The following is a 7,549-nucleotide window of genomic DNA, read 5'->3' as shown; positions in this document are numbered from 1 at the left end:
GTCGGAGGGGGCGGCGGTCCCGGTGGTGCGTGTGCGGGTCGTGGTCATGGCCGGGTCGCCTCCACCGGGCTGGTGACGAATTTCAGCAGATCCTCGACGGGCTCCTCCGGGGCCTGCTCGGCAGCCTCCACGGCCGCGTCGATCTCGGTGGCCAGACGGTCCTCCAGGGTGGTGCGGGCCTTGTCGGTCAGCTCCTTCGTCTCCCGCAGCCGCCGGGCGAGTCCCTCGACCGGGTCGCGTTCCTTCCAGCGCTCGATCTCGGCCTTGTCGCGGTAACGGTCTGAGTCGTACATGGAATGGGCGCGGAAGCGGTACGTGCGCATCTCCAGGAAGTGCGGACCCGTTCCGGCCCGTATCCCTTCGGCCGCCCGCCGGGCGGCGTCCTCGACGGCGAAGACGTCCATGCCGTCGACGGCCCAGGAGACCATGCCGTACCCGGCGGCACGCAGCGCGAGGTCGGTCTGGGCCTGGTGACGTGCCAAGGCCGTGCCCATCGCGTACAGGTTGTTCTCACACACCAGCAGCAGGGGCAGCCGCCAGAGCGCGGCCAGGTTGGCGGTCTCATGGAACTCGCCCTCGGCGAAAGCGCCGTCGCCGAAGAAACAGCAGGTGACCCGGTTGCGGCCGGTCATGCGGTCGGCGAGGGCGAGGCCCGCCGCGAGCGGGAGTCCGCCTCCGACGATCGCGTTGCCGCCGTAGAAGCGGCGTTCGGCGTCGAAGAGGTGCATCGAGCCGCCGCGGCCGCGGCTGCAGCCGGTGACCTTGCCGAACATCTCGGCCATGATCGCCTCGGCCGGGACACCACGCGCGAGTGCGTGCCCGTGCTCGCGGTACGTCGACACGACCGCGTCGTCGCCCGTGAGTGCCTCGTTGACGCCGACTGCCACGGCTTCCTCGCCGATGTAGAGGTGCATGAAGCCCCGGATGCGTGCGGCGCTGTAGAGCTCCACGCAGCGCTCCTCGAACCGGCGGACGCGCAGCATCGACTCCAGCAGGGCCAGACGGTGCGCGGCCTGACGGTCCGGGTGGGCCGAGGACCGGGGCGCGTGCGGGGTACGGGTGGTGGTCATGCCGGCTGCTCCGTCCTCGCCGTGGACGAGGTGTCTTGGGTGGAGTCCTCCAAGGTGGAGATGTCGCCCTCGGGCAGGCCCAGTTCACGGGCCCGCAGCAGACGGCGCATGACCTTGCCGCTGCGGGTGTGCGGCAGGTGCTGGTCGAAGGCGATCTCCCGGGGCGCCACGGCCGGGCCGAGTCGCCGCCTGGCGAAGGCCAGCAGGTCCTGCCGCATCGTGGTGGTCGCGTCGAAGCCCGGCCGCAGCGTGACGAACGCCTTGACGATGTTCCCGGCCACGGGATCGGGACGGCCGATGACCCCGGACTCGGCGACCGCCGGATGCTCCATCAGGATGCTCTCGACCTCGAACGGACCGATGAGGTGTCCCGCCGATTTGATCACGTCGTCGGCACGCCCCACGAACCAGTACCAGCCGTCGGCGTCGCGTCGTACCAGGTCGCCGGTGAGGTACCAGCCGTCCGCGAAGGCCGCGGCGGAGCGCGGCTCGTCGTGCAGGTAGCCGCGGAACATGGACGGCCAGCAGGGCCGGAGCGCGAGCTCGCCCTCCACGCCGGGCTCCTCCAGCACGGTGATGTGCCCGCCGGCGATCTCGACCCGGCCGTCCTCACCGCGCCGCAACACCGCCGCCTCCACACCGGGTAGCGGGCGCCCCATCGAACCGGGGCGGATGTCGCAGGCGGCGAAGTTGGCGATCATGATGGCGCCGGTCTCGGTCTGCCACCAGTTGTCGTGCACCGGCAGCCCGAGCACGTCCCGCCCCCACACCACGGCCTCCGGGTTGAGGGGCTCGCCGACCGACGCGATGAACCGCAGCGCGCTCAGGTCGAAGGAGCGGGGCAGGTCGTACGGGCCGGTCCTCGGTGTCGTGCGCATCAGCATGCGCAGGGCCGTCGGTGCCGTGTACCAGACGCTCACCCGCTGCTCGGCGAGGATCCGGTACCAACGCCGGGCGTCGTACTCGCCCTCGTCCACCACGACCGTCACGCCGTGCATGAGCGGTGCGACGATCCCGTAGGACATGCCCGTCACCCATCCCGGGTCCGCGGTGCACCAGAACACGTCGTCCTCATGGAGGTCGAGGGCGTACAGCGCGGTCACGTAGTGGGCGACGGCCGCCTCGTGCACATGCACCGCGCCCTTGGGGATGCCCGTCGTGCCGCTCGTGAAGTGCAGCAGGGCCATGTCGTGCGGCGAGGTGGGCGGAATCGTGAACGTGTCGGCCGCCTCGGCCATGAGTGCGGTGAGGGAAGCGGTGCCGGGCAGGTCGTCGGCCCCGTCGCCGACGATCAGTACGTGACGCAGGGCGGCGAGGCTGTGCCGTCGCCCTGCGACCTTCTTCCGGTACAGGTCCGCCGTGGTGACCAGCACCTGGGCGTCGCTGAGCGTCACCCGCTGGAACACCGGGTCCGGTCCGAAGGCGGAGAACAGCGGGCACAGGACGCTGGTGTTCTTCAGCGTGCCGAGGACCACGGTGTACAACTCGGGGCAGCGCCCCAGCAGCGTCACCACCCGGTCACCGTGCCCGATGCCGAGGCCGCGGAGCACGTTGGCGAAACGCGACGTCGAGCGGGCCAGCTCTCCGAACGTCACCGAGGTGACGGAGTCGTCCCGCCCGACACAGCGCAACGCGACCGCAGTCGCACGATCCGATGCCGCGTGCCGGTCGACGGCCTCGTGCGCGATGTTCAGTCCCCGCCCCCCGGGCAGTCCCTGCAGCCTGCCGCGTGCCGCCTGCCACGAGAAGCTCGCGCACTCCTTGTCGTAGTCGCGAAGATTGGGGGCGGTGCGCAGCACGGGGTCCTTACGGATGGTCGCCCAGCGCATGCCAGTTCCTCCTTCCTTCGGGCCGGCTCCGTACCATCTGACCGAACCGCCCCGCCCGCACCGGTCCGAAGGCTCCCGTCCGTGGTCGGACGGCACCAGTCCCGCTGCCGCCACACCGGCGAACCACCGCCTCTGGCACGACCCGGGCGATGAACGCGGCGACCGTGGTGAGCAGCACGGTCAGTGGCAACCGGCGCGTGCAGAGTCCAGTCATCGTGTCCTCGGCCGGTGGGCGGAGAGGTGCTCGCGCGCTTCGGTGTAGGTGTCCGTGTCGATCTCCCCCGAGGCATAGCGCCGGTCGAGGATCTCCTCCGGGGTTTCCCGGGGCTCGCTGTCCGCCCAGCCGCGGCCGCGACCTGAAGTGCCGTCGGACGCGCTGTGGGTCAGGCGGATCACGGCCCACACGGCGAGGGCGATCAGTGCGATCCACAACAGGGGCATGAATGCCATCCAGGCCCAGCCGCCGTTCCAGTACATCAGGGCCCACCTCCGACTACGGGGTCTCGAACAGCGCCCTTTCGTTCATGGTGGGCTTCGGCCGGGCGGGGACACCAAGGGCCCTTCGGCCTCGCTCGTGGGCCACTCGGCACCCGACTTCCGGCGTCCGCCGCAGCGCCGTGCACCTGTCCCTGACAGTGCTCGCCGCCGGTGCCCGGCCCGCGGCGGATCGACCGCCACCGCCGCCCGCGCCGGCCAGATGGCTGCGGTCGCCGAGGCCGGCGATCTCGAGTGTGTCGACGAAGAACGAGTGTGTCGACGAAGAACACGCGATGCTCCCTTCCCGTGAAGATTTACCCCCGGGGGTATATGGCGAACGACGGCATCGATACCCCAGGGACGCGGGACAAGGAGGCTGACGACGTCGTCGTTCAGGGAGCGAGGGAGAAGTAGTTCTCCTCCTCCTGCGTGAAGTGCAGGCGCAGGACCGTGTTCAGGCCGTACAGACAGGAGCGCAGGTCGTCGAGTTGCTCCGGGAGCAGGCACCCGCTCGCGTGGGCAAGTTGCAGGTGGGTGGCGATGCGGCGGGAGAGACGTTCTATCTCGGTGTGGGCACGGCTCATGGTGGCGGTGGCCTCGGGTCCGCCGAGCGTCGGCGCGAGGGCCGGGTACAGCTCGTGCTCCTCGGCGTACTCGTGCGGGAGGAGCCGTTCGATGAGCAGCCGGTGGGTCTCCTCGACGGCTTCCAGGGCCTCGGGGCCAAGGGGGTCGGAGAGTCGGCCGGCGGTGTCGCGGACGGATTCGAGGACGTCCTGAAGGTCGTCGTGTTCGGCGGCGAAGCGGTGGATGAGAGCCTCTGCGGCGGGGGTGAGGACCGGTCGCGCGGCCTGGCCGACACGCAGTGCACGCAGTGCGTTGAGGATGACAGCGACGTCGATGCCCTCCTGGAGCAGCGCGCCGGCGGCGGGCGGGAGCAGGCCGACAGCGGCCGCGGCCATGGCCACCAGGGACATCAGCATGCCGCCGAGGGCGCTCTGGACGGCGATGCGCCGCGCTCGCTGGGCGATGGCGACGGCGTCGGCGAGGCGGTCGACGCGATCGGCGGTCAGGATGATGTCGGCGGCTTCGGAGGAGGCGGTGGAGCCGCGTGAGCCCATGGCGACGCCGATGTCGGCGGCGGCCAGTGCGGGCGCGTCGTTGACGCCGTCGCCCACCATCACCGTGACCGTGTGCTCGGCTTCGGCCCGTACGACGGCGACCTTGTCCGCCGGTGAGAGTTCGGCACGTACGCCGTCCAGACCGAGGACGGCGGCGACTTCGCGGGCGGGTGCGTTTCGGTCACCGGTGAGCATCAGCAGCCGTTCGATGCCCGCCGCCCGCAGGTGGCGCAGCGTGCGCGGTGCGTCGTGGCGCAGCGGGTCGCGCATCAGGATGGCGCCGGCCAGGTGTCCGTCGCGGCTCAGCCAGGCGACGGCCGCGCCGTCGAGGAGGGCGCGCTTGTCGACCGACCGGGCCCAGGCCGGCAGGTCGTCGTCAGCGGAGATACGACCGAGGGCGAGCCGGTGTCCATCGGCGACGCCCGTGGCGCCCCGGCCCGGTTCCTCGGCGACGTCGGAGGGGACCGAGAACTCCAGTTTGCGGTCCCGGGCGGCGTCGACGATGGCCTGGGCCAGTACGTGGGGCGAGTACTGGTCGAGGGAGGCCGCCAAGCGCAGGACTTCCGTGGGTTTGGCGTCGGGAGCGGCGATGACGTCGAGCACGCGGGGCCGTCCTCGGGTGAGGGTGCCGGTCTTGTCGAGCAGGAGGGTGCGGGCGCGGCCGAGGTTCTCCAAGGCGCCGCCATCGCGAATGACGACGCCGAGACGGGAAGCCCGGGAGAGACCGGAGACGATCGCGACCGGCGCCGCCAGCAGCAGCGGGCACGGAGTGGCGACCACCAGCACGGCGACCGCTCGTACGGCCGAGCCGCTGATCAGCCACGACAGTCCCGCCACCGCCAGGGACAGCGGCAGGAACCAGAACGCGTACCGGTCCGCCAGCCGCACGACGGGGGCGGACTCGGCGCCGGCCTGCCGGGCCAGTTGCACGATCCCGGCGTACGTGCTGCCCTGCTCGGTGGCCGTGGCCCGCATCTCGAAGGCGCTCCCGGCGTTGATCACGCCGCTGCGCACCGCCTCCCCGCCTGCCCGTTCGACCTGCAAGGGCTCACCGGTCAGCACCGACTCGTCGAGAACCGCCCCCGTACTCTCCACGCGGCCGTCGACGGGAACGACCTCGCCGGGGCCGACGACGAGCAGGTCCCCAGCGGCTACCTCCGCCAGCGGTATCTTGGCCACCCCGTCATGAGTGCGGCGGCGTGCGAAGCGCGGTGCGCGTTCCAGCAAGGCGTGCAGGTCATGCGAGGCACGCCGCCGGGCTGTGGCCTCCAGCGTGCGGCCGGTGGCCAGCATCAGTGCGATCAGGGCACCCGCCAGGTACTCGTGAACGGCCAAGGTGCCGCCGAGCGCGAGTACGGCGATGAGGTCCACACCTGTGTGGCCGTGCCACAACGCAACCAGCACCCATCCCACCGCGGGAACCAGGGCGGCAAGGGTGCCCAGGGGCCAGAAGAGGCCGGCCAGGTCGCCGGCGTCCATGAGCCAGGCGACGCCGCCGGCGAGCAAGGCCGCTGCGGTGACGGCCAGCAGGACGGGTTCGAGACGCGACGACACACCCGCCGCGATCGAGCGACGCAGTCCTGCCGTAAGGGAGGGGCGGTCAGTCATGGCATACCTGGGTTCCAGCCGGTGCGACGACTCTCGAATCGGTCCTTCCTCCGCCATGACATCGCGGAACTCCGAGAGCACGGCAGGGGACGTTCGTCCCTGATCCAGGGCCGACCGCCGTGCCCGTTCGGTCCTACTCGCCCCACTCGGCGAAAGGCGTGGGTCGGGTTCCTCTGCGGGAGCCCCGCACCACCAGACCCTTCAGAAACGACGAGGCCATCCCGTGGGCCGAGGCGTCCCACCCGCTGCCGGTCCGGGGGCCGACCCCGTCGGCCTACGCTGGGTGCCGTGGAACAGAAAAACGGTCTGCGGGCCGATCCCGACGCGCTTACTGTGCCGGTCGTCGAGGACGACCCAGGGCTCGCCGGGTCGCTGGTGCGCGGGCTGGACCGAGCCGGGTACCGAGCGACCAGCGTCGGCACCGGACGCGGTGCGCTCACCCATGCACCGGCTCCCGACGTGGTCCTCCTCGACCTCGGCCTGCCCGACCTGGACGGCCTCGAGGTCTGCCGCAAGCTCCACCACCAGTCCGACGTGGCCATCATCGTGGTGACCGCCCGCGGCGAGGAGGGCGACAGGGTCGCCGCCCTCGACGAAGGCGCCGACGACTACCTGGTCAAGCCCTTCGGGCTTGCTGAATTGCTGGCACGGATCAGGGCCGTACTGCGCCGTGTCCGCCCGTCCGAGCCCGAACTGCTGACCCACGGCCCGCTGGCCGTCGATCCCCGGACCCGCAAGGTAAGAGTCAGCGGGGAGGAGATAGCGCTGACGCCGAAGGAGTTCGACATCCTGCAGTGCCTGGCCGCCGATCCGGGCCGAGTCGTCACGCGTCAGGAGATCCTGGAGCGCGCCTGGGACGCGCACTGGTACGGCCCCACGAAGGTGCTGGATGTCCATATGGCCGCACTGCGACGCAAGCTGGGCGTGCCCGGACTGGTCGAAACGGTCTACGGGCGCGGCTTCCGCCTCGGCGAAGTCGGCTGATGCGTCGTGACCCGCCGCATCGCACTGAGCGTCCTCGCTCTGATCACAGCAGTCCTGGTGCTAGCGGTGGTGCCGCTCGGGCTGATCATGACGCAGCGCGAGCAGACCTCGTTCCGGGACGAATCAGCCTCGAGGACGAGGTCGATAGCCGCTGTGGCGGAGGAGTACCTGTCGGACCACAAGTCGGAGGCGGCGGCGCGCGCCCTTGTCGAGGAGGCTCACCGGAGAGGCGACTGCGCGACCGTCTACGACGGCGCGGGACGTATGTTGCTGTCGACCTCGTGCTCCACCGTGGCCGGGGACGATTCAGCAGGGCTGGTCTCCTCCGTACTCGCCCACCCCGAGACCCAGGTACGCCAGGATGACCAACCCCGATCACCAGATCGGGCACGCCTACCTGATGCGCGACGGGGAGCCGCTCGCCACCGAGGAGGACCTGGCCGCCGCCTTCCACCACGAGGTG

At 71.0% G+C, this 7,549-nt stretch carries 5 protein-coding genes; 1 reads left to right on the top strand and 4 read right to left on the bottom strand.

Going from position 1 to position 7,549, the window contains the following annotated elements; translation table 11 throughout:
- Window positions 1-44: 44 nt before the first annotated feature.
- The 4 genes from pdhA to ACWEN3_RS36675 form a co-directional block, all read right to left on the bottom strand.
- Window positions 45-1,070 (bottom strand): pyruvate dehydrogenase (acetyl-transferring) E1 component subunit alpha, encoded by a 1,026-nt coding sequence (gene pdhA, locus ACWEN3_RS36690; protein WP_452980102.1) that lies wholly within the window; start codon window positions 1,068-1,070, stop codon window positions 45-47.
- Entirely contained in the window at window positions 1,067-2,899 is a 1,833-nt protein-coding gene (gene acsA / locus ACWEN3_RS36685; RefSeq protein ID WP_452980099.1) for an acetate--CoA ligase, read from the bottom strand. Before acsA ends, pdhA begins: the two co-directional genes overlap by 4 nt.
- A gap of 210 nt (window positions 2,900-3,109) precedes the next feature.
- Window positions 3,110-3,376 (bottom strand): SHOCT domain-containing protein, encoded by a 267-nt coding sequence (locus tag ACWEN3_RS36680; RefSeq protein WP_452980096.1) that lies wholly within the window; start codon window positions 3,374-3,376, stop codon window positions 3,110-3,112.
- Window positions 3,377-3,768: 392 nt separating this feature from the next.
- On the bottom strand, window positions 3,769-6,102 hold the full coding sequence (locus tag ACWEN3_RS36675) for a heavy metal translocating P-type ATPase (protein ID WP_452980094.1): 2,334 nt from the start codon (window positions 6,100-6,102) through the stop codon (window positions 3,769-3,771).
- Between the two features lie 288 nt (window positions 6,103-6,390).
- Between ACWEN3_RS36675 and ACWEN3_RS36670 the strand changes: the two genes are divergently transcribed.
- Window positions 6,391-7,086, top strand: coding sequence for a response regulator transcription factor (locus ACWEN3_RS36670; RefSeq protein ID WP_452980091.1), 696 nt, complete (start codon window positions 6,391-6,393; stop codon window positions 7,084-7,086).
- Window positions 7,087-7,549 lie beyond the last annotated feature (463 nt).

The sequence above is a fragment of the Streptomyces sp. NPDC004561 genome (genome assembly GCF_053602155.1).
The sequence above is the reverse complement of the archived record's forward strand: the minus strand, read 5'-3'. Positions and strand labels throughout refer to the sequence as shown.

Excerpts from the sequence above, each read along its gene's own strand:
- pdhA (WP_452980102.1), bottom strand. The coding sequence starts at position 1,070 with ATGACCACCACCCGTACCCCGCACGCGCCCCGGTCCTCGGCCCACCCG.
- acsA (WP_452980099.1), bottom strand. The coding sequence starts at position 2,899 with ATGCGCTGGGCGACCATCCGTAAGGACCCCGTGCTGCGCACCGCCCCC.
- ACWEN3_RS36680 (WP_452980096.1), bottom strand. The coding sequence starts at position 3,376 with ATGTACTGGAACGGCGGCTGGGCCTGGATGGCATTCATGCCCCTGTTG.
- ACWEN3_RS36675 (WP_452980094.1), bottom strand. The coding sequence starts at position 6,102 with ATGACTGACCGCCCCTCCCTTACGGCAGGACTGCGTCGCTCGATCGCG.